Source organism: Pseudomonas lalkuanensis (assembly GCF_008807375.1).
In the GTDB taxonomy this organism is placed as follows: Bacteria; Pseudomonadota; Gammaproteobacteria; order Pseudomonadales; family Pseudomonadaceae; genus Metapseudomonas; species Metapseudomonas lalkuanensis.
Genome location: NZ_CP043311.1, coordinates 2,140,195 through 2,161,561, shown reverse-complemented (window position 1 = coordinate 2,161,561; position 21,367 = coordinate 2,140,195). Strand labels below are relative to the sequence as shown.

The 21,367-nt window shown below is 63.5% G+C and carries 20 protein-coding genes; 3 read left to right on the top strand and 17 right to left on the bottom strand.

Features of this window, described 5'->3' with window-relative positions; genetic code table 11:
* Positions 1 to 117: 117 nt before the first annotated feature.
* From FXN65_RS10170 to FXN65_RS10160, 3 genes are all read right to left on the bottom strand, one after another.
* Positions 118 to 837: a response regulator gene (locus FXN65_RS10170; RefSeq protein ID WP_151133074.1), complete on the bottom strand. Its 720-nt coding sequence runs from the start codon at positions 835 to 837 to the stop codon at positions 118 to 120.
* Between the two features lie 65 nt (positions 838 to 902).
* Positions 903 to 1,367 (bottom strand): DUF3859 domain-containing protein, encoded by a 465-nt coding sequence (locus FXN65_RS10165; protein ID WP_151133073.1) that lies wholly within the window; start codon positions 1,365 to 1,367, stop codon positions 903 to 905.
* Between the two features lie 63 nt (positions 1,368 to 1,430).
* Positions 1,431 to 2,453 carry an amidohydrolase family protein gene (locus FXN65_RS10160; protein WP_151133072.1) on the bottom strand — a complete coding sequence of 341 codons (1,023 nt, stop codon included), beginning with the start codon at positions 2,451 to 2,453 and terminating at the stop codon, positions 1,431 to 1,433.
* Between the two features lie 138 nt (positions 2,454 to 2,591).
* Between FXN65_RS10160 and FXN65_RS10155 the strand changes: the two genes are divergently transcribed.
* Both FXN65_RS10155 and FXN65_RS10150 read left to right on the top strand, forming a co-directional pair.
* A complete protein-coding gene (locus FXN65_RS10155) occupies positions 2,592 to 3,011 on the top strand; it encodes an OsmC family protein (protein ID WP_151133071.1) in 420 nt (139 codons plus the stop codon).
* Positions 3,012 to 3,031: 20 nt separating this feature from the next.
* Positions 3,032 to 3,892: a pirin family protein gene (locus tag FXN65_RS10150; protein ID WP_151133070.1), complete on the top strand. Its 861-nt coding sequence runs from the start codon at positions 3,032 to 3,034 to the stop codon at positions 3,890 to 3,892.
* A 160-nt stretch (positions 3,893 to 4,052) separates the two neighbouring features.
* On the opposite strand, the gene FXN65_RS10145 is transcribed toward FXN65_RS10150, so the two are convergent.
* From FXN65_RS10145 to FXN65_RS10120, 6 genes are all read right to left on the bottom strand, one after another.
* Positions 4,053 to 4,778: a dienelactone hydrolase family protein gene (locus FXN65_RS10145; RefSeq protein ID WP_151133069.1), complete on the bottom strand. Its 726-nt coding sequence runs from the start codon at positions 4,776 to 4,778 to the stop codon at positions 4,053 to 4,055.
* A gap of 3 nt (positions 4,779 to 4,781) precedes the next feature.
* Positions 4,782 to 5,570, bottom strand: coding sequence for a dienelactone hydrolase family protein (locus FXN65_RS10140; protein WP_151133068.1), 789 nt, complete (start codon positions 5,568 to 5,570; stop codon positions 4,782 to 4,784).
* A gap of 160 nt (positions 5,571 to 5,730) precedes the next feature.
* Positions 5,731 to 7,629, bottom strand: coding sequence for a molecular chaperone HtpG (gene htpG / locus FXN65_RS10135; protein WP_151133067.1), 1,899 nt, complete (start codon positions 7,627 to 7,629; stop codon positions 5,731 to 5,733).
* A 142-nt stretch (positions 7,630 to 7,771) separates the two neighbouring features.
* Positions 7,772 to 9,019 carry an MFS transporter gene (locus tag FXN65_RS10130; protein ID WP_151133066.1) on the bottom strand — a complete coding sequence of 416 codons (1,248 nt, stop codon included), beginning with the start codon at positions 9,017 to 9,019 and terminating at the stop codon, positions 7,772 to 7,774.
* 40 nt (positions 9,020 to 9,059) lie between these two features.
* Positions 9,060 to 9,503, bottom strand: coding sequence for a PaaI family thioesterase (locus FXN65_RS10125; RefSeq protein ID WP_151133065.1), 444 nt, complete (start codon positions 9,501 to 9,503; stop codon positions 9,060 to 9,062).
* Positions 9,500 to 9,955 carry a PaaI family thioesterase gene (locus tag FXN65_RS10120; protein WP_151133064.1) on the bottom strand — a complete coding sequence of 152 codons (456 nt, stop codon included), beginning with the start codon at positions 9,953 to 9,955 and terminating at the stop codon, positions 9,500 to 9,502. Before FXN65_RS10120 ends, FXN65_RS10125 begins: the two co-directional genes overlap by 4 nt.
* 167 nt (positions 9,956 to 10,122) lie before the next feature.
* Between FXN65_RS10120 and FXN65_RS10115 the strand changes: the two genes are divergently transcribed.
* Complete coding sequence (locus FXN65_RS10115; protein WP_151133063.1) at positions 10,123 to 10,347, top strand: hypothetical protein; 225 nt, start codon at positions 10,123 to 10,125, stop codon at positions 10,345 to 10,347.
* Positions 10,348 to 10,406: 59 nt separating this feature from the next.
* On the opposite strand, the gene FXN65_RS10110 is transcribed toward FXN65_RS10115, so the two are convergent.
* The 8 genes from FXN65_RS10110 to FXN65_RS10075 form a co-directional block, all read right to left on the bottom strand.
* On the bottom strand, positions 10,407 to 10,796 hold the full coding sequence (locus FXN65_RS10110; RefSeq protein ID WP_151133062.1) for an MAPEG family protein: 390 nt from the start codon (positions 10,794 to 10,796) through the stop codon (positions 10,407 to 10,409).
* Positions 10,793 to 11,527: a DUF599 domain-containing protein gene (locus FXN65_RS10105; protein WP_151133061.1), complete on the bottom strand. Its 735-nt coding sequence runs from the start codon at positions 11,525 to 11,527 to the stop codon at positions 10,793 to 10,795. The genes FXN65_RS10110 and FXN65_RS10105 overlap by 4 nt, the downstream gene beginning before the upstream one ends.
* A gap of 124 nt (positions 11,528 to 11,651) precedes the next feature.
* On the bottom strand, positions 11,652 to 12,965 hold the full coding sequence (gene brnQ, locus FXN65_RS10100) for a branched-chain amino acid transport system II carrier protein (protein WP_151133060.1): 1,314 nt from the start codon (positions 12,963 to 12,965) through the stop codon (positions 11,652 to 11,654).
* Between the two features lie 311 nt (positions 12,966 to 13,276).
* Positions 13,277 to 14,164 (bottom strand): succinate--CoA ligase subunit alpha, encoded by an 888-nt coding sequence (sucD, locus tag FXN65_RS10095; protein ID WP_028629428.1) that lies wholly within the window; start codon positions 14,162 to 14,164, stop codon positions 13,277 to 13,279.
* Positions 14,164 to 15,330 carry an ADP-forming succinate--CoA ligase subunit beta gene (gene sucC / locus FXN65_RS10090; protein WP_151133059.1) on the bottom strand — a complete coding sequence of 389 codons (1,167 nt, stop codon included), beginning with the start codon at positions 15,328 to 15,330 and terminating at the stop codon, positions 14,164 to 14,166. The genes sucD and sucC overlap by 1 nt, the downstream gene beginning before the upstream one ends.
* A 199-nt stretch (positions 15,331 to 15,529) precedes the next feature.
* Complete coding sequence (gene lpdA / locus FXN65_RS10085; RefSeq protein ID WP_151133058.1) at positions 15,530 to 16,966, bottom strand: dihydrolipoyl dehydrogenase; 1,437 nt, start codon at positions 16,964 to 16,966, stop codon at positions 15,530 to 15,532.
* A gap of 69 nt (positions 16,967 to 17,035) precedes the next feature.
* Complete coding sequence (gene odhB / locus FXN65_RS10080) at positions 17,036 to 18,265, bottom strand: 2-oxoglutarate dehydrogenase complex dihydrolipoyllysine-residue succinyltransferase (protein WP_151133057.1); 1,230 nt, start codon at positions 18,263 to 18,265, stop codon at positions 17,036 to 17,038.
* Between the two features lie 44 nt (positions 18,266 to 18,309).
* A complete protein-coding gene (locus FXN65_RS10075; protein ID WP_151133056.1) occupies positions 18,310 to 21,141 on the bottom strand; it encodes a 2-oxoglutarate dehydrogenase E1 component in 2,832 nt (943 codons plus the stop codon).
* Positions 21,142 to 21,367: the final 226 nt, after the last annotated feature.

The following is a 21,367-nucleotide window of genomic DNA, read 5'->3' as shown; positions in this document are numbered from 1 at the left end:
TGGAACAGCCCGGCTACGGCCGAACGGCCCGGGTTGACATTGAAACAATTGAAACAAAGCAGCGATGCGAGATGGATTGAGCACTGCCCGCCCCATCTTGCAGATACAGTTCCGCTTTCAGCCCGGCACGAACATGTAACCCACGCCGCGAACGGTGCGAATGATCTGCGGCTTGTCCGGGTCCTGTTCCAGCTTGCGGCGCAAGCGGGCGATACGGATGTCGATGGAACGGTCGAAGGGGTTCCAGTCGCGGTGCTGGGTGAGGTTCAGCAGCTGGTCGCGGGAAAGCGGCCGGTTGGGGCGCTGGGCGAAGGCCTGGAGCAGGTCGAACTCCATGGCAGTCAGGGGGATTTCCTCGCCCGCGGCGTCGAACAACTGACGGCTCTGCAGGTCGAGGCGGCACAGGCCGAGTTGCAGGCAGGGGCTATCGTTGTCCGCGACAGGCTGGGCGGCGGGCGCAGGATTGCGGCGATAACGCCGCAGCACGGTCTTGAGCCGTGCCAGCAACTCGCGCGGGTCGAAGGGTTTGGCCAGGTAATCGTCAGCCCCGACTTCCAGGCCGACGATACGGTCCAGCGGCGTGCCGGCGCCGGACACCATGATCACCGGCAGGTCGTGATGCTCGCGCAGGTAACGCGCCAGGCTCAGGCCGTCCTCGCCTGGCAGCCCCACGTCCAGCAGCACCAGGTCGGGCAGCGCTTCGGCCAGCCGCGCACGCAACTGGGCGCTGTCGCCCACGGCCTGCACCTGATAACCCTGGCCGCCGAGGTAATCCAGCAGCATTTCGCGGATTGCCTCATCGTCGTCCACCACCAGGATGCTGATCTGTTCGGCCATGGGCCCGCGCCTCGCGCCTGCTTCAGACCCAGCGACTATAGCGCGCCATCACGACGCGCGTGGGATCAACGAACGGTGAAGCGCTGGCGGGCCAGCAGGCGGTCGCCCTGGAAGACCATGAACTGCCACTCGCCCGGCACCACTTCGTAGTGTTCGGTGAACTCGAAGGCCATCACGTCGGTGGGGGCACCCGGTGCCATTTTCTGCTCCACGACGAACTTGTCGTGGCGCTTGCCGTCCGGGCTGATCACGCCGGGGGTGAGATAAAGCAGGGTCAGCGGGGTGTCCTTTTCCTGCTTGCCGACCAGGGTGTAGCGCATGCCGAACTTGGTGCCCAGCTTGGCCGGGATCTCGTCGGTCGGCTGGATCGTCTGGTTGCTGCGGGTCAGCACACGCTCGCCCGGCTGGTAGTCCTGGTACTGGGATTCGAAGATGCCGTATTCCACCGGCCCCTCCACGCGCACGTCAGCCAGGGCAACGCCGGAAGCCAGGCCGAGGGCCACGAGTGCTGTCAATCGAAAGGGGATCATGTCGCGCTCCTTGTTTGCGGTGGCGCGAGGTTATGACGCGGCCATGACAACCTCGTGACAGGCTCACTGCGCTGCGGCATTTCCCGGTTTCCGGGGCAGTACGGCGAGGAAATTGTCCCGCGCCACCTTGTGCGCCACCGGCTCCGGCAAGGCATCGAGGAAGGGGCGGTAGGTCGACAGGTAATCCCCCAGCCCGTCGAAACGCCCCACTACATCCGAGCCCAGCATGAAGCGCTCCGGGTGACGTTCCACCAGCGCCAGCCAGCGGCGGTCCGGCTTGCCATCGGCGTCCAGCAGGTAGGGTTCCAGCACGCTCCAGGAGAGGTCGATGTAGAGGTTGGGGTAATCCGCCAGCAGGCGTTCCAGGGTGGGCAGGAGGAAATCCAGCTTCGTCTGGTGGCGGTGGATTTCCATGCTGGACCCGGCGTGGGCCCAGATGAAGCGCACATGGGGATGGTTGCGCAGCGGCTCTTCAATTTCCTGCAGGAACAGCGGATTGCGCTCGCGTTTGGAGGTGATGTTGGAGTGCAGCAGCACCGGCAGGTCGTATTCGGCGGCCAGGTGATAGATGCGGCTCATGGCCTCGTTGTTGGCCCGCGGCGTGTCGCCATCGATCAGGGCGGTGAGGTCGTCGTGGCGGGTGAAGACTTCGCCGATCCCCTGCCAGAGCCCCGGATCCAGCTCCAGCATGCGGCGGATGTGGGCATCGGAGTTCTTGTCGTTGGGATTGAAACCGCTGAGAAAGGGATGGAAGCGCTTGCGCTGTTGATCCGGCAGTTGCTTCACCGCAGCGGCCACCAGCACATCCGTGGCGCTGTACCAGTAGGCGCCCGCGTCGTCTCCGGCGTAGTAGCGAGGCCGCTTGGGTTCGTCCTCGTGCCACTTCTTGGCCACCGGAATGCCGGAAATCATCACGTGGTCGATGCCGCCCTTGTCCATCGCCTGCAACAGGGCCTGCATGCCGTCGCTTTCCTGGAAGAAATCCACGTAGTGCAAATGGGCGTCGCTGTAGCGGTAATCGCGCGCCTCGCCGGGAATCGCCAGCGCCAGCAGGAGCGCGGCGAGACTGGTCCTGAATGGAAACAAGGCTCTTCCTCCGGGATGGGTGAGTGACGTTGGACCGGCGTCGCGATGGCCGTGTTCAACACCACAAGCCGCTGCCCGGCTGCTGGCCTTTGCGCTAGCCTAGCGAGACTCAATCGCTCACAGGCCAGGAGGCCCTCGATGACTATCCGTCTCACCCGTGATTCCGCTACCGGCACTCGCCAGCGCATCGAACTGGAGGGCAAGGCACCGCTGTTCACAGACCTGCCGACGGACCTGGGCGGTGCCGGTGCGGACCCGGAGCCCCATGACTACTTCGATGCCGCCCTGGGCAGCTGCAAGGCCCTGACCGTCACCTACTACGCGCAGAAGAACGGTATTCCGCTGACCGGCGTGGACGTCGAGGTGAACCGCGACGACAGCGAGGAACGCAAGGGACACTACCGCCTGGACGTTAAGCTGACCCTGCGCGGCCCCCTCAGCGACGAACAACGCGCCACCCTGCTGCGCATCGCCGACAAGTGCCCGGTGCACAAGCTGATGACCCAGGTGGAGGTAAGCATCGAAACGCGCCTTGCCGAAGGCAACTTCAGCCAGTGACCCGCGCAGGAAGTCCGAGCATGAACATTCTCACCATCCGCCCGCGCGCCGAAGAGGTTGCCGGGCAACCGATCCTCCGCCCGCTGCCCTCGGCCCAGTGCCGCAGCGTCGGGCCCTTCGTGTTCTTCGACCACATGCTGGAGGCGGACTACGCGCCCGGCGAGGGCATGGACGTGCGCCAGCATCCGCATATCGGTCTTTCCACCCTCACCTACCTGTTCGAGGGCGAGCTGCAGCACAAGGACAGCCTGGGTTCGGACCAGTTGGTGAAGCCGGGAGACGTCAGCTGGATGACCGCCGGCCACGGCGTCGCCCACGTCGAACGCACCCCGGCCAACCTCATGGCCAGCGGCTCCCGCGCCCATGGCCTGCAGGTCTGGCTCGCCCTGCCGAAGGAACTGGAAGATTGCGAGCCCAGCTACAGCCATCACCCGGCAGCCAGCCTGCCGACCCAGGACGCCCTCGGCGTGCGCATCCGACTGATCGCCGGCAATGGGTTCTGCCTGGAATCCCCGGTACCGGTGCTCTCCCCTACCCTCTATGCCGACCTGCAACTGGAAGCCGGCGCCACCCTGACCATTCCCTGTGAGCATTCACAACGGGCGCTCTACCTGCTGGAAGGTGAAGCCCTGCTGGACGACCAGCCGCTGGAACCGCGCAGCATGGTGGTCCTGCCGGAAGGCGTCGAGTTCGTGCTTTCTGCCTGCAGCGGCTGCCAGCTGGTGATGATCGGCGGCGCCCCGCTGGACGGGCCACGGCGGATGAACTGGAACTTCGTGGCCAGCAGCCCGGAACTGATCGACCAGGCACGCAGCCGCTGGGCGGCCGGCGACTGGCCTGTGGTGCCGGGGGAAACCAGCCGGATCGAATTGCCGCGTTGATGGCATAGCGGCGAATTGATTCGCCAGACGGGACGTAGTGCCGCCACAGGTTGGAGGGGATTGAGCGCTTTTTTGTGGGAGCGATTTGGTCGCGAAAGGGTATGGCACCGAGTCCGGGGCAAGTTCGCGAATGAATTCGCTCCTACAAATGGCGTGAAGCTCAGGCGAAAACCTCGTCCAGCAAGGCATACATCGCGGCAAAGGCCCGTTTTGAGACCTTGGCGTTGTATTTCGCCGTGCCAGGATTGTCGGCCGCAGGGTCGGTAAAGGAGTGCACCGCTCCGCCGTAGCTGATCAACTGCCAGTCCACGCCCGCTTCGTTCATTTCCCCGGCGAAGGCCGCAAGCTGGTCACGCGGCACCAGCGGGTCCAGGGCGCCATCCAGCACCAGCACTGCACCGCGGACATTGCGCGCATCGGCCGGATCGGGCGTATCCAACGCGCCATGGAAGGACACCGCGGCCTTCAGCGGTGCTCCGGCCCGCGCCAGCTCCAGCGCGCAGGTGCCGCCGAAACAAAAGCCAAACACCGCCAGCCGAGCCGCATCCATGGGTGCCGTCTGCTGGCCGCGCAAGGCTTCCAGGGCCGCCAGCAGGCGCCTGCGCAACAGCTCGCGGTCCTGCTTCAGCAGCAGCATGGCGGCCCCCGCCTCCGCCGGGTTTACCGGTCGCACCGTCGCGCCATAGACGTCCACCAGCAACACGCGATAACCGCGACTGGCGACCTGCCCGGCGAGCTCCTCGGCCGCACTGCTGACCCCGAACCAGTTGGGGGCCATCAGCAGCCCCGAACGCGGTGCCGGGTCGGCGACATCGAACAGCAGGCGGCCTTCGAAAGCCACACCATCGACTGAGTAGCGGAGAGTCCGGGCCTCGATCTGCGTCATGGATTACCTCGCTCCGGTGAAGACCTCGTCGAACAGATCGTTCATTGCCTGGTAGGCCCGCGCGGCGACCTTGGGATTGTATTCATTACGTCCCGGCACGTTGGCGCCGGGCTCGGTGAAGGAGTGCACCGCGCCTCCGTAGCTGACCAGCTGCCAATCGGCCTTGGCGGCGGTCATTTCGGCGATGAAGGCGTCCACCTGGGTCTTGGGCACTGCCGGGTCATCGGCACCATGCAGTACCAGGACCGGCGCGCGGATGTTACGGGCATCGGCCGGGTTGGGCGTGTCCAGGTTGCCGTGGAAGGATACGAAGCCCTTCAGCTGCGCCCCGGAGCGTGCCAGCTCCAGCACGCTGCCACCGCCGAAGCAGAAACCGATGGCACCAAGGCTGGCCAGGTCCAGCGGCACCTTCGCCCCCTGGGCCTTGAGCGTCTCGACGCCAGCCTGGGCGCGCTTGCGCATCAGCGGCCGGTCACTCCGCACCGCAGTGGCGGCGGCCCTGGCTTCCTCCGGCTTGGTCGGGCGGACGCCCTTGCCATACATGTCGGCGATGAAAATCACGTAGCGCTGGCCGGCAATGCCCTTTGCCTGATCGGCAGCAGCCGTCGTCACCCCCATCCAGTTGGGCACCATCAGCAGGCCTGGACGCGGGGTTTTCACCGCGTCGTCATAGACCAGGGTGCCCTCGAACGGCTTGCCGTCGATTTCATAAGGCACCGCCTGGGTGACCATGGCCGCCCAGGTCGGGCCGGCGAATGCGAGCAGCAGCGAGGGCAGCAGCAATCTGTTCATGGACGATCTCCTGTCACGGAGGGATGACTGAGCTTAGACCCTCTGGCGGAGTGAACTTCCCAACCTGTTTCACGAAGGATCTCAAGCCCTCGAACGACCCGGAATCCCGCGCCAAATAAAAAGGCCCGCAATCGCGGGCCTTTTCCACTCCTGTCGTCTATCAGGCAGAGAGCTCCACCAACAGCTTGTTCAGACGGCGCACGTAGGCGGCCGGGTCCTTCAGGCTGTCGCCGGCGGCCAGGGCTGCCTGGTCGAAGAGGATGTGGGACAGTTCGCCGAAGCGGTCTTCGTCCTGCTCGCCGTCCAGTTTCTCGATCAGCGGGTGGGCCGGGTTGATCTCGAAGATCGGCTTGGAGTCCGGAACCTTCTGGCCGCTGGCTTCGAGGATCTGGCGCATCTGCAGGCCGAGGTCCTGTTCGCCAATGGCGAGGATCGCCGGGGAATCGGTCAGGCGGTGGGAAACGCGCACTTCGCTGACCTGCTCATCCAGTACCTGCTTCAGTCGCTCGATCAGCCCTTCCTTGGCCTTGGCGACTTCTTCCTGGGCCTTCTTGTCCTCTTCCGAGTCCAGCTTGCCGAGGTCGAGGTCTCCACGGGCGACATCGACAAAGCCTTTGCCGTCGAAGTCGGACAGGTAGCTCATCAGCCACTCGTCGATGCGGTCGGTGAGCAGCAGAACTTCGATGCCCTTCTTGCGGAAGACTTCCAGGTGCGGGCTGTTCTTGACCTGCGAGTAGCTCTCGCCGGTGAGGTAGTAGATCTTGTCCTGGCCTTCCCGCATGCGGCCGGTGTAGTCGGCCAGGGACACGCTCTGCTCGCCCGACTCGTCGCTGGTGGCGGCGAAGCGCAGCAGGCCGGCGATCTTTTCCTTGTTGGCGAAGTCCTCGGCCGGGCCTTCCTTGAGCACCTGGCCGAAGTTCTTCCAGAAGCCCTTGTACTGCTCGGGTTCGTTCTTCGCCAGCTTCTCCAGCATGTCCAGCACGCGCTTGGTCAGGGCCGACTTCATGGAGTCGATCACCGGGTCCTTCTGCAGGATTTCGCGGGAGACGTTCAGCGACAGGTCATTGGAGTCCACCACGCCCTTGATGAAGCGCAGGTAGAGCGGCAGGAACTGGTCAGCCTGATCCATGATGAACACGCGCTGCACGTACAGCTTCAGGCCACGCGGGGCCTCACGGTGGTACAGGTCGAACGGGGCGCGGGCCGGAACGTAGAGCAGCGAGTTGTACTCCAGCTTGCCTTCGACCTTGTTGTGGCTCCAGGTCAGCGGGTTCTCGAAGTCGTGGGCGACGTGCTTGTAGAACTCCTGGTATTCCTCGTCCTTCACCTCGGTGCGCGGACGTGTCCAGAGGGCACTGGCGCGGTTGACGGTTTCCCATTCCACCTCGGCAGGCGCCTCTTCACCGTGCAGCTCCTTCGGCAGCTCGATGGGCAGGGCAATGTGGTCGGAGTATTTCTTGATGACGTTGCGCAGGCGCCAGCCGTCGGCGAATTCCGCTTCATCGGCCTTCAGGTGCAGGACGATGCGGCTACCGCGCTCGGCCTTTTCGATGGTAGCGACGTCGAACTCACCCTCACCCTTCGATGCCCAGTGCACGCCCTCGGCGGCAGGCAGGCCGGCGCGGCGGGTGAAGACGTCGACCTTGTCGGCAACGATGAAGGCGGAATAGAAACCCACGCCGAACTGGCCGATCAGATGGGAATCCTTCTTCTGGTCGCCGGACAGGTTCTTCAGGAAGTCGGCGGTGCCGGACTTGGCGATGGTGCCCAGGTGCGCGATCACCTCGTCACGGCTCATGCCGATGCCGTTGTCTTCGATGGTGACGGTGCGGGCATCCTTGTCGAAGCTGACCCGGATCTTGAGATCGGCGCCGCCTTCCAGCAGCTCGGGCTTGGCCAGCGCCTCGAAGCGCAGTTTGTCGGCAGCGTCGGAAGCGTTGGAAATCAGCTCGCGAAGGAAGATTTCCTTGTTGGAATACAGGGAATGGATCATCAGGTGAAGCAATTGCTTCACCTCGGTCTGGAAGCCCAGGGTCTCTTTTTGAGTTTCCACACTCATGGTCGTCTAACTCCACTTGGATGGCTTGAGCCGCATGTGCGGCGGCGGATGTCATCCAGATGGGGCCTTCGACAAGGATTTCAAGTGTTTAGCAAAACGCGGGTGTCATCGCTGTGATGGGGGCTTCAGCGCCCCATACAGTTCAGGGCTCGAGCAGCTCGACGTGGGAAACCTCGTCCAGGTCGAAGCTGAAGCTGGCGGCACCCGCTCCGCCCAGGTTGCGGCGGATGAGGATGCGGCCTTCGTGGTCCAGGCCGGTGAAGCGGCCTTCGGCGGTGCTGCCACGCACCGTGTACACACGCATGCTGAGCGCCTGGTACTGGCTGGGATTGCTCAGCAGGCGCTGCAGCGAGAACCGCAGGCGACGATCCACCGGGCGGGCGGCGTCCGCAGCGGGTGCCGAGTCTTGTGCCGCACTGGGTGCCTGGGGTGCCGAATTGGGTTCGGCCAGGGGCGGGAAACTGTCGCGGCCCACACGCCAGCCCTTGGTCTCGCTCTTGGCAAGTTGAAGCGCCAGGCGCTGGGCCTGGCCATCGACCCGGGCCTCCACTTCAAGGTCCAGCTCGCGCGCCGGCAGGCTGACAGCCGGCAACGGCATCAGCTCGACATTGCGGGTGGTGAATCGTCGTTGCAGATAGTCGCGTATCACGTAGGCCAGGGTGTCGCGAGAATCGTAGGTCGGGTCCACCCGGCCTTCGCGGTAGCGCAAGCGGTCGGTGAAGACCTCAAGGTGGCCGGTGAGCGTCGTGGCGAACTTCGGCGGCAGTACCAGGTGGAAATCTCCTGCGAGGCGGTTCGGCGCCACCGGCCGGAGGTCCAGGTGCAGGGTGTAGCCACGGGGAATGCGCCGTGCTTCCGGCAGTTCCTGCTCCGGCAGCAGCCAGTTGATCTCGACTTCCGGTTTCGGGCCGACGTCCTGGGGCAGTATGTCCAGGCGCAGGGCGCCCTGGGGCTGGTTGCCGAGGCGGATGGTCAGCTCACGACGGGCGTAGAAGTCCTGCCCTTCACGCAGGCTGAGAATGCCATCCACCAGTTCGGCCTCCAGCGGTGAAAAGCGCTGGCCGTTGAGTTCGCCGTTCAGGCGGATATCCAGCTCGGACCTGACCCGATCCTCCTCGCCCAGCCAGCGCAGGCTGAGAATCGCCTGGAGGCGCTCCGGATCCTGGGCGGCGAGCATGGTCAGCCCCACCACCAGCGGGATGAAGCCCATGGCGCCCAGTGCCACGGCCTTGCGTGCGTTACGCCAGTGGTAGAGCACGTAGGCCAGGGTGACCGGCGGCAACAGGCTGCCGAAGCCCCAGAGCAGGCTGGTGCCGAACGCCAGCATGACCAGCCAGACGAGACCGGTGACGATCAGCAACAGGCCGCCAAGAATCAGTAACGCAACCATCGGGCTTTCCTTGTGAACGACCGGACGCGCCTGGCGCGCCTCAGGGTTCGTCGACCTTGAAGTGGGCGCGCGCGGTGGCGATGGGTTCGGTCTGGGTGGTCTGCCAGGCGGTGATGGCAACGTTGGCGACGCGGCGGCCTTGTCGCCAGACCTGGCACTGGACGTAGGTGTCACGATAGTGCCCGGCGCGAAGGTAATCTATCGAGAAGTCGATGATTTTGGGCATATGTGGCGTACCCATGAACATCAGCAGGTGAAGCATGGCCGCATGCTCCATGAAACCGGCGATCACGCCGCCATGGATGGCCGGCAGGGTCGGATTGCCGATGTTGTCCTTGTTCGCCGGCAGGCGGAACACCATGTCGTCCCCGAGACGCAGGCATTCCATGCCGATCAGCTTGGCGTAGGGAATCAGGCACACCAGCGAGTCGTAGTCATTCTTCTCATGGGCTTCACGCACCAGGGCGTTGAGGTCAAGGCTCATGCCGCACCTCCCTGCTTCAACTGACCCGGCTTGCCCATACGCATGAATGCGCCGACCACGTGGGCGATGGGCTGGGCCGGATCGTCCTGGTAGGCATAGCCGCGGGTGAAGATGACGTTGGGCGTCACCCGGTAGCACTCAGCGAAACCGAAGACGTCCTTGTGGGGTTCGGCCGGATGCATGTAGTCGATGCGCAGATCCAGGGTCGGGCAAATCTCGAATTCCGGCAGCACGCAGACGGTGGAGATGCCGCAGGTAGTGTCCATCAGGGTGGTGATGGCGCCGCCGTGGATCACGCCGGTTTCCGGATTGCCGATGATCTGGGTGCTGTAGGGCAGGCGCAGGGTCAGGCCCTGAGGGGTCGCATCGTGCACGCTGAGGCCGAGCACCTGGCAATGGCGCAGCGCCGCGAGAAAGCGCTGCGCCCGTTCGATAAGGGAGTTGTCCGTCATGACTGCAACCTTGGCGGAAGTTGGCTAAAGAGCCGAATAATACCCTGCGGACGGGCGGTCGTTATCGACAAGTGCTGGAACCAGATTTTTTTAAAAGACGTTGAACTTAGAATCAGCTAAGAAACTCCAACGGCTATCTACGAGGAAAGCCACACATGGAGGCTCAAATGAAGAAAACCCTGTCTCTCGCCCTGCTGCTGGCCGCCAGCCTTGGTCTCGCCGCCTGCGACAAGAAGGAAGAGGCTCAGGCACCGGCTGCACCGGCGACCGAATCCCAGCCGAGCGCTCCGGCGCCCGCCCCGACCCCGGCTCCGGAAACCGCCCCGGCTCCGAGCGCACCGGCCGCTCCGGCCGCTCCGGACACCGCACCGTCCGAGGAGCAGAGCCAGTAAGCTTCCGGCAGCACCAACGACAAGGCCCGCAATGTGCGGGCCTTGTCGTTTACGGGGGATCAGAGCACGGGGCTGAGCATCAGCAGGAGAGAACAAACCAGGCCGACGCCCCAGACCAGGCTGCGCAGGCTGGCCTTGTCGTTCCAGTAGAGGAACAGGTACAGCACCCGCGACACGATGAAGACTATTGCCAGCAGGTCGACGAACCAGCCCTGACTCTGGGTGACATGGGCCACCAGCACGCCGGCCGCGAACAACGGGAATATTTCCAGGGTGTTCTGGTGTGCCGCCACCGCCCGTGCGCCGAAGCCGGTCAGCCGCGCCTGCTGCGCACGTGGATTGCGGTTGTCATACCCCCTGCCCTCTTCGTGCATGGCCTTGGCCACCGGCACCTTGGCCAGGTAGATGAGCAGAGCGGTGAAGAACAGGCACCAGAACGGAATACTCATTCGACTTTCTCCTTGGGCGCTTCCAGCGCCTGGGTCGGGGTGTAGACCATCACATCCAGTACATCCGAGTGGAACTCGCGGCGGTAGAGCACCAACACCACCCCGGCGGTGACGAGCATGAAGAACCAGGGGTTGATGAACCAGGCCAGCATGGCCAAGCCGAAGTAGTAGCTGCGCAGGCCGAAGTTGAACTGGTTGGCCGCAAGCGAGATGACCCGTGCGGTGCGCTCGGCAAAGGCTTTCCTTTCCTGTTCGCTGACGTGCTTCTCGCCGATCATCGGCGCGGACCCCACCAGAATCGCGGCGAAGTTGTACTGGCGCATGCACCAGCTGAAGGTGAAGAAGGCGTAGACGAAGACGACCGCCAGCCCCAGCAGCTTGAGTTCGGAAATGCCGCGGCTGGCAGGTTGAACGAATGGCAGGTCCGCCAGCACCGACACCGCTCGGTCGGTGGATCCGAGCACGGTGAGGATGCCGGCCAGGATGATCAGGGTGCTGGACGCGAAGAAGGAAGCATTGCGCTCCAGGTTGCCGATCACGCTGGCGTCGGCAATGCGGTTGTCGCGCAGCAGCAGACGACGCATCCAGTCCTCGCGATAGAGATGCAGGACAGACGCCAGGCAGGCGGTGTCCCTGCCCTTCCAGATGGCGTAGCGGGTATAGCCCACCCAGCAGGTGAGGAACCAGAGGATGGCCAGCAGGTGGGGCCAGTTGCGCAGAATGGTGGACATGCGAATTCCTTTTAAGAACACGGCCGATTATAGCGACCCATTAGCAAGCCCCTGCAGGGTCTGACGGCACCTGATCGCAATAAAAAGGCCGCCCGGAGGCGGCCTTTTTCGCACTTGCCGTCAATCAGACAGCGACTTCCACGGGCTTGCCCAGCAGGCGGTCGTAGATGCTGGCCGCGGCCAGGGCGGCGACGGACGGCAGCAGCCAGGCGAGCCCCTGTTCAGACAGCGGCAGGTGAGACAGCCATTGCGGCATCCAGCCCGCGAGTTCGGCACCCTTGAGGGCGTCGATCAGGCCGAACAGCAGCGACACCAGCATCACCGGCGCCACGACGCGGCCCGGGGAGTGCCACAGCCCCACGCAGAAGCTCAGGGCCACCAGCACGATGCACGGCGGGTAGATGGCGGTGAGTACCGGCACCGAAACCTGAATCAGCTTGGTCAGGCCGAGATTGGATACCACGAGGCTGAACGCGGCGAGGATGATCACCAGGCTGCGGTAGGACAGCGGCAGCAGACGGCTGAAATACTCGGCGCAGGCACAGGTCAGGCCGACGGCGGTCACCAGGCAGGCCAGGGAGATCAGCAACGCGAGGAAGGTGCTGCCGAGGTTACCGAAGGTGTGCTGCACGTATGCATGCAGGACCGCGGCGCCGTTGGTGGCGGCACCAGCGATGTCGTGGCTGTTGGCACCCAGGCGGAACAGGCTGATGTACACCAGCGCCAGACCGACACCGGCGATCAGGCCGGCGATGATGGCATATCGGGTGATCAGGCGCGGCGACTCGACGCCACGGGAACGGATCGCGTTCACGATGACGATGCCGAAAACCAGGGCACCGAGGGTGTCCATGGTCAGGTAGCCGTTGATGAAGCCCTGGGAGAAAGGCGCGGCCTGGTAGGCCGGGGTGGCGTCACCGATTTCGCCCATGGGCAGCATGAATGCCGCGATGCCGAGGATGGCCAGCGCCACGATCTTCATCGGCGCCAGCACTCGGCCGACGGTATCCAGCAGGCGGCCGGGATACAGGGACACCGCCAGTACCACGATGAAGTACAAGAGGCTGTAGGCGAACAGGGCCAGCGGGGTATCGCCGGTCAGCGGCGCCAGGCCGACTTCGAACGAGACGGTCGCGGTACGCGGGGTGGCGAACAGCGGGCCGACCGACAGGTAGCAGATCGAGGCCAGGAGCACGCCCGCCGTCCTGCCGATGGGGCTGCTTAGGGAGTCCATGGCGCCCCCGACCTTGGCCAGGGCGATGACCGTTACCACCGGCAGGCCGACGGCGGTGATCAGGAAGCCCAGGGCTGCCATCCAGACGTGGGGACCGGACTGCAGGCCGACAATGGGCGGGAAAATGATATTGCCGGCTCCGACGAACAACGCGAACGTCATGAAGCCGAGTGCCAGGACATCCTGGCCTTTCAAGGATTTCATTGGGGAATTACCACATCGCTGAAACAGGGTTTACCGAAGGGGTTTCCCGATCGGGTCGGGGGAAACGTCATCCATCCGTTTGGGATTGATCGCTGGTGCCCGACCTTCGCCCTTGTGGGGCATGGTGAGCGGCATGGTTGCTAGCCTAGGGATTTTACCGAGGGAAGCGCCTGACGTGGGTCAGGTTGTCGGAGTAGCAACCGTTTCTGTCGCTTGGCCGACAAGCGGTTGCACTTTCACGCAAGAGGGTTGCACCTCGAACGACAAAGGCCACCCCGAAGGGTGGCCTTTGTTGGGGGAATCAAGTCGCCTTAGGCGTTCTTGACTTCCCAGCCGGTCAGCTCGGCCAGGGCCTTGCCGATGTCGGCCAGCGAACGCACGGTTTTCACACCAGCGTCCTGCAGGGCAGCGAACTTCTCGTCCGCGGTGCCTTTGCCACCGGAGATGATGGCGCCAGCGTGGCCCATGCGCTTGCCGGGCGGTGCGGTCACACCAGCGATGTAGGACACCACCGGCTTGGTCACGTTGGCCTTGATGAAGGCAGCAGCTTCTTCTTCAGCGGAACCGCCGATCTCGCCGATCATGACGATGGCTTCGGTCTGCGGGTCTTCCTGGAACAGCTTCAGGATATCGATGAAGTTGGAGCCCGGGATCGGGTCACCACCGATGCCCACGCAGGTGGACTGGCCGAAACCGGCGTCGGTGGTCTGCTTCACGGCTTCATAGGTCAGGGTGCCGGAACGCGACACGATGCCTACCTTGCCCGGCAGGTGGATGTGACCCGGCATGATGCCGATCTTGCACTCGCCGGGAGTGATCACGCCCGGGCAGTTCGGGCCGATCAGGCGTACGCCCAGCTCGTCGCACTTGACCTTGGCGTCCAGCATGTCGAGGGTGGGGATACCCTCGGTGATGCAGACGATCAGCTTGATGCCGCCGTTGGCCGCTTCCAGGATGGAGTCCTTGCAGAAGGGGGCCGGAACGTAGATCACCGAAGCTTCGGCGCCGGTGGCTTCAACGGCTTCCTTGACGGTGTTGAACACCGGCAGGCCCAGGTGGGTGGTGCCGCCCTTGCCGGGGGTCACGCCGCCGACCATCTTGGTGCCGTAGGCGATGGCTTGTTCGGAGTGGAAAGTACCCTGGCTACCGGTGAAGCCCTGGCAGATGACTTTGGTGTCTTTGTTGATCAGGACGCTCATTACTTGCCCTCCGCGGCCTTGACGACTTGCTGTGCAGCGTCGGTCAGGCTGGTCGCCGCGATGATGTTCAGACCGCTCTCGGCCAGTACCTTGGCGCCGAGGTCAGCGTTGTTGCCTTCCAGACGGACGACCACCGGGATCTTCACGCCAACTTCCTTCACCGCGCCGATGATGCCTTCGGCAATCATGTCGCAACGAACGATGCCGCCGAAGATGTTCACCAGTACGGCAGCGACGTTGCTGTCGGACAGGATGATCTTGAACGCTTCGGTCACGCGCTCCTTGGTCGCACCGCCGCCAACGTCGAGGAAGTTGGCCGGCTTGCCGCCGTGGAGGTTGACGATATCCATGGTACCCATGGCCAGGCCGGCACCGTTGACCATGCAGCCAATGTTGCCTTCCAGGGCCACGTAGTTCAGTTCCCACTTCTGCGCATGGGCTTCACGAGCGTCGTCCTGGGACGGGTCGTGCATGGCGCGCAGCTTGGGCTGGCGGTACATGGCGTTGCTGTCGATGTTGATCTTGGCGTCCAGGCAGTGCAGGTTGCCGTCAGCCTTGATTACCAGCGGGTTCACTTCCAGCAGGGCCAGATCGTAGTCCTGGAACAGCTTGGCCAGGTTCACGAAGATGTGGGTGAACTGCTTGATCTGGTCACCTTCCAGGCCCAGCTGGAATGCCAGCTCACGGCCCTGGTAGGGCTGGGCGCCGACCAGCGGGTCGATGGTGGCCTTGAGGATTTTCTCGGGAGTTTCGTGAGCAACTTTCTCGATGTCCACGCCACCTTCGGTGGAAGCCATGAACACGATGCGGCGGCTGGAACGATCTACCACGGCGCCCAGGTACAGTTCCTTGGCGATGTCGGTGCAGGATTCAACCAGGATTTTGCTGACCGGCTGGCCATTGGCGTCAGTCTGGTAAGTCACCAGGCGCTTGCCCAGCCAGTTGGCGGCGAAGGCCTTGGCGTCTTCCTTGCTCTTGACCAGCTTCACGCCGCCCGCTTTACCGCGGCCGCCAGCGTGGACCTGGGCTTTCACAACCCATTCGCTACCACCGATTTTTTCGCAGGCTTCTGCGGCTTCTTCCGGGGTGTCTACGGCAAAGCCCTTGGATACGGGCAGGCCGTATTCAGCGAACAGCTGCTTACCCTGATACTCGTGGAGATTCATGCTTGTCTACCGTCTTCGTTTAGGTATTGCGCATTCGGCGCTGCATTCGTGGTGCCGCGCCACCTGTGACTGCTTATGAAGGCAGTCCGGCGGGCGTTCCGCGGTGAGCCCCTGCCGTCTGGCCAGGACTCACGACGGGCTACCCGCCGTGGTTCCGGACCCTGCACAGGCCACGCGCGATCTGTGCAGGGGGTGTTGCTCAGCGCTTCTTGCGGTTGGCGATGTGGATGGCGTGACCATTCACAGCGAGGGCCGCTTCATGCAGCGCTTCGGACAGGGTCGGGTGCGAGAAGACCATCATGCCCAGGTCTTCGGCGCTGGTGCCGAATTCCATACCGATGGCACCTTGCTGGACCAGTTCTGCGGCGCTCGGGCCGATCACGTGGACACCCAGTACGCGGTCGGTCTTGGCATCGGCGATGACCTTGACGAAACCGGCGGTGTCGTTGGCAGCCATGGCACGGCCGCTGGCGGCGAACGGGAAGGTACCGACGTTGATCTCGACGCCTTCGGCCTTCAGGGTCTGCTCGGTCTTGCCGACCCACGCGATTTCCGGGTGGGTATAGATGACCGACGGAATGAGGTCATAGTTCATCTGGGCTTTGTGGCCGGCGATGCGCTCGGCGACCATGATGCCCTCTTCCGAGGCCTTGTGGGCCAGCATCGCGCCACGTACCACGTCACCGATGGCGTACACGCCCGGAACGCTGGTAGCGCAATGGTCGTCGACGAAGATGAAGCCACGCTCGTCCAGGGTCACGCCGCTGTCGGCAGCCAGCAGATCGGTGGTCACCGGGCGACGGCCCACGGCCACGATCAGCTTGTCGAAGGTTTCCTTCTGCTCGCCATTGGCGTCGGTGAAGCTGACGGTAACCTGCTTCTTCTTCACCTCGGAGCCGGTCACGCGGGCGCCCAGGCGAATCTTCAGACCCTGCTTGGTCAGGACCTTCATGGCTTCCTTGGAAACCTGCTCGTCGGCGGCCGGGAGGAACTTGTCCAGGGCTTCCAGCACGGTCACTTCGGCACCCAGGCGGGCCCAGACGGAGCCCAGCTCCAGGCCGATCACACCGGCACCGATCACGCCCAGCTTCTTCGGCACGGCCTGGAAATCCAGGGCGCCGGTGGAATCGACGATCACGTCCTGGTCAACGGGAGCCGGCGGAATGTCTACCGGCTTGGAACCGGAAGCGAGGATCACGTTCACGGCTTCGACGATCTGTACCTTGCCGTCGGAACCGGTCACTTCGACCTGCTTATTGGCCAGCAGCTTGCCATGGCCTTCCAGCAGGGTGACGCCGTTGGCCTTGAACAGGGTGGCAACGCCACCGGTCAGGTTCTTCACGATGGTGTTCTTGCGACCAACCATGGTGGGAACGTCGATGGAGACGCCCTTGGCTTCGATACCGTGGACTTTGAAGGCCTCGTGGGCCTCATGGTACTTGTAGGAGCTGTCCAGCAGCGCCTTCGACGGAATGCAGCCGACGTTCAGGCAGGTGCCGCCCAGAGCGGTCTTGCCTTCCTTGTCCTGGTACTTCTCGATGCAGGCGGTCTTCAGGCCGAGCTGAGCAGCCTTGATGGCGGCAACATAGCCGCCAGGGCCCGCACCAATCACTACCACGTCGAATTTCTGGGTCATAACTCATTCCTTCTCGTATGAAACCGGACGGCCCCTGCAAGGGGGGCCGCCGTTAAGAGAGACTGCCGATCAGACGTCGAGCAGCAGACGAGCCGGGTCTTCCAGCAGGTCCTTGATGGTCACCAGGAAGCTTACGGCCTCCTTGCCATCGATCAGGCGGTGGTCGTAGGACAGCGCCAGGTACATCATCGGCAGGATCACGACCTGGCCATTAACGGCCATCGGGCGCTCCTGGATCTTGTGCATACCGAGGATGGCGGTCTGCGGCGGGTTGACGATCGGGCTGGAGAGCAGCGAGCCGAACACACCACCGTTGGAGATGGTGAAGGTACCACCAGTCATCTCTTCGATGGTCAGCTTGCCTTCTTTGGCCTTCTTGCCGAAGTTGGCGATGCCGCCTTCGATTTCGGCCAGGCTCATGAACTCGGCGTTACGCAGTACCGGAACCACCAGACCGCGGTCGCTGGACACGGCAACGCCGATGTCCTGGTAGCCGTGGTAGACGATGTCGCTGCCGTCGATGGAAGCGTTAACACCCGGGAAGCGCTTCAGGGCTTCGGTGGCGGCCTTCACGAAGAAGGACATGAAGCCCAGGCGAACGCCGTTGTGCTTCTTCTCGAACAGGTCCTTGTACTTGGCGCGCAGGTCCATGACCGGCTTCATGTTGACTTCGTTGTAGGTAGTCAGCATGGCCATGGTGGACTGGGCTTCGACCAGACGCTCGGCGACCTTGGCACGCAGGCGGGTCATCGGTACGCGCTTCTCGATGCGATCGCCGGCAGCGAAGATCGGAGCCTCGCCAGCCGGGGCAGCCGGCTTGGCAGCGGCCGGTGCGGCGGCCGGGGCGTTCTTCTTGGCTTCAACGGCGGCAACCACGTCTTCCTTGGTCACGCGACCGCCCTTGCCGGTGCCGGCAATGCTGTTCGGGTCGATGCCATTCTCTTCGGCCAGCTTGCGGGCAGCCGGAGAGAGGATGGCGTCGTCGGCCCCCGCGGCGGCCGGAGCAGCGGCCTGGGCCGGAGCGGCAGCCGGGGCAGCAGCGGCAGGAGCAGCAGCCGCGGCGCCAGCGTTAAGCTTGCCCAGCAGTTCGCCGCTGAGAACGGTGTCGCCTTCGTTCTTGACGACTTCAGCCAGGACGCCGTCGGCTTCCGCCAGGACTTCCATGACCACTTTGTCAGTTTCGATGTCGACGATCAGCTCGTCGCGCTTGACCGCATCGCCCGGCTTCTTGTGCCAGGTAGCCACGGTGCCGTCGGCAACCGATTCCGGGAAAGTGGGGGCTTTGATCTCGATAGCCATTGTTCAGGGTTCCTATCTAATTCGGTTTCTTCAGCGCGAAGGCGTTAAACAGTAAAGGCATCTTGCAGCAGTTTTTCCTGCTGCTCAGCGTGCATGGAGGCGTAGCCGCAAGCCGGGGCTGCAGAACCTTCACGACCGGCGTACTCGAGGAACAGGCCCTTCTTGTGGGCTGTCGCGACACGACGCATGTGGTGCTGGCTGCAGTACCAGGCGCCCTGGTTCATCGGCTCTTCCTGGCACCAGACGATGTGCTTGAGGTTCTTGTACGGAGCCAGAATCTCAGCCAGTTCGTCCTCGGGGAACGGATACAGCTGCTCGATACGCACGATGGCGATATCTTCGCGGCCTTCGGCACGGCGTTTCTCCAGCAGGTCGTAGTACACCTTGCCACTGCACAGGATAAGGCGATCCACCTTCTTCGGATCGATCGCGTCGATCTCGTCGATGACGGTCTGGAAGGAGCCTTCGGCCAGATCTTCCAGGGTCGAGATAGCCAGTTTGTGACGCAGCAGGGACTTCGGAGTCAGGGCCACCAGCGGCTTGCGCAGCGGACGGATCACCTGGCGACGGAGCATGTGGTAGACCTGGGCCGGAGTGGTCGGCACGCAGACCTGAATGTTGTGCTCGGCGCACAGCTGCAGGTAACGCTCCAGGCGCGCGGAGGAGTGCTCCGGACCCTGGCCTTCGTAGCCGTGGGGCAGCAGCATGGTCAGGCCGCACAGACGGCCCCACTTGTGCTCGCCGCTGGTGATGAACTGGTCGACCACTACCTGGGCGCCGTTGGCGAAGTCACCGAACTGGGCTTCCCAGATCACCAGCGCGTTAGGCGTGGTGGTGGAGTAGCCGTATTCGAACGCCAGCACGGCCTCTTCCGAGAGGTAGGAGTCGTACAGATCGAACTTCGGCTGGTCGGCGAACAGATGCTGCAGCGGCAGGTAGGTGCTGGCGTCCTTCTGGCTGTGCAGCGCCGCATGACGGTGCGAGAAGGTGCCGCGACCCACGTCCTGGCCGGTGATACGCACCGGGTGGCCTTCGAACAGCAGGGTGGCGTAGGCCATGGTCTCGGCGAAGCCCCAGTTGATCGGCATCGCCCCGGCGCCCATCTTCTGACGGTCTTCGAGGATCTTGGCGACCTGACGCTGGACCACGAAGCCTTCCGGGATTTCCAGCAGCTTGGTGGAGAGCTCCTGCAGGGTCTTCAGATCGAAGCGAGTATCGTGACGAGCGGTCCAGGCGTGACCCAGGTAGGGGCGCCAGTCGACGAAGAGCTCCTTGTTGGGCTCCTTCACCAGGCTCTTGACCACGTGCTGGCCGTTGTCCAGGGCGGTACGGTACTCGTCCACCTTGGCCTGGATGCCGGCAACGTCGAGCACGCTGGCGGCGCTCAGGGCATCGGCGTACAGCTCACGGGTGGTGCGCTGCTTGGCGATCTGCTGGTACATCAGCGGCTGGGTGCCGTTCGGCTCGTCAGCTTCGTTGTGACCACGACGGCGGTAGCAGACCAGGTCGATGACCACGTCACGCTTGAACTGCATGCGGTAGTCGACAGCCAGTTGGGTGACGAACAGCACGGCTTCCGGATCGTCGCCGTTCACGTGCAGGATCGGCGCCTGGATCATCTTGGCGACGTCGGTGCAGTACTCGGTGGAACGCGAGTCTTCCGGACGGCTGGTGGTGAAACCCACCTGGTTGTTGATCACGATGTGAATGGTGCCGCCCGTCTTGTAGCCACGGGTCTGCGACATCTGGAAGGTTTCCATCACCACGCCCTGACCGGCGAAGGCTGCGTCACCGTGGATGGAGATCGGCAGTACCTTGTCGCCGGTCTTGTCCTGGCGACGGTCCTGGCGGGCACGCACGGAACCTTCGACCACCGGGGAAACGATTTCCAGGTGGGACGGGTTGAACGCCAGGGCCAGGTGAACTTCGCCACCGGGGGTCATGACGTTGGAGGAGAAGCCCTGGTGGTACTTCACGTCACCGGACGACAGGCCTTCGGTCTTCTTGCCTTCGAACTCGTCGAACAGGTCGCGCGGGTTCTTGCCGAAGGTGTTGACCAGGACGTTCAGGCGGCCGCGGTGGGCCATGCCAATGACGATTTCCTTCAGGCCATAGGAGCCGGAGCGCTGGATGATCTCGTCCAGCAGCGGAATCAGGCTCTCGCCGCCTTCAAGGCCGAAACGCTTGGTGCCCGGGTACTTGGTGCCCAGGTACTTTTCCAGGCCCTCGGCAGCGGTCAGGCGCTCCAGCAGGTGGCTCTGGACTTCCGGCGAGAACGCGGGACGGCCGCGCACGCTTTCCAGGCGCTGCTGGAACCACTTGCGCTGCTCGGAATCGACGATGTGGGTGAACTCGGCACCGATGGTGCGGCAATACGTCTCGTTGAGGGTCTGCTGAATCTCGCGCAGAGTAGCCTCTTCTTTGCCGATGTAGAGCTCACCAGTGCGGAAGGTGGTATCGAGGTCGGCGTCAGTCAGCCCGTAATGGCGGATCGACAGGTCAGCCGGAGCCGGACGCTGCCACAGACCAAGCGGGTCGAGCTTGGAAGCCTGGTGGCCGCGCATGCGGAATGCCTGGATCAGACGCAGGACTTCAACCTGCTTCTTCTCGTGCTCAGAGCTCACTGCACCAGCGGACACCGGTTGGGCGCGGCGCTGATTCTTGGCGAGCAGGACGAAATGATCCCGGATGGTGGAGTGCGAAACGTCGGTGGCAAGATTGCCGTCGGTCGGCAGCTTCTGGAAGTAAGTGCGCCACTCTTCGGGCACAGCGTTGGGATCGTGCAGGTAAAGCTCATAGAGCTCTTCCACATATGCAGCGTTACCACCGGATAGGTGGGCACTGTTCCACATGCGCTGCATTTCGCTTTCTTGCATGCTTTGTCACCCTCGATAAGGGGACACCATCGGCATGGACACCACTAGGGCTAAGAAGTCCTGGCACAGCGACTTCGGTAAAGCCACCAAGGATCCCGCAGATAGTCCGGGCACCAGCCCGGTTGCCCCTGCTGGTCATCTATATATTTTTCAAATAAGGGACACGGCTTTGTGAGCTGCGTTCCTGGTTTTACTGCGGTACCGACCAGGCCGGTACCGCAGGTGT